This window comes from Vibrio sp. 10N.222.55.C6, assembly GCF_041473395.1.
Taxonomy (GTDB): Bacteria; Pseudomonadota; Gammaproteobacteria; order Enterobacterales; family Vibrionaceae; genus Vibrio; species Vibrio crassostreae_C.
Genome location: NZ_JBFRSD010000945.1, coordinates 1 through 264, shown reverse-complemented (window position 1 = coordinate 264; position 264 = coordinate 1). Strand labels below are relative to the sequence as shown.

2 pseudogenes are annotated in these 264 nt (G+C 41.3%); both read right to left on the bottom strand.

The window, feature by feature from the left end:
* Nucleotides 1–150: pseudogene (locus AB4486_RS26985) on the bottom strand (arylsulfatase); the annotation flags it as partial.
* A gap of 9 nt (nt 151–159) precedes the next feature.
* Nucleotides 160–264: pseudogene (locus tag AB4486_RS26980) on the bottom strand (DUF4345 domain-containing protein); the annotation flags it as partial.

The window sequence follows — 264 nt, the reverse complement described above, 5'->3', positions numbered from 1 at the left end:
CATCACACCATTGTGATAAGCACTCAGGTTTGATATCCCAATATCATCCGTGAAGATAACAAAAATATTCGGTTGCTCTTGGGCTGACCATGCTGATAGCGAAAAGCTGCTCAACACACTCAGAACAACAAGGTGGAAAATCCTTTTCATAGAATGTCCTTATACTGTTTCAGATTGCTCTTTGTGAACCATTTTTATTCCTACCAAACCAAAGCCAAGCTCCAATAGTAGATAGACGACAAGTAGCCAGTGAGGCATGCCATC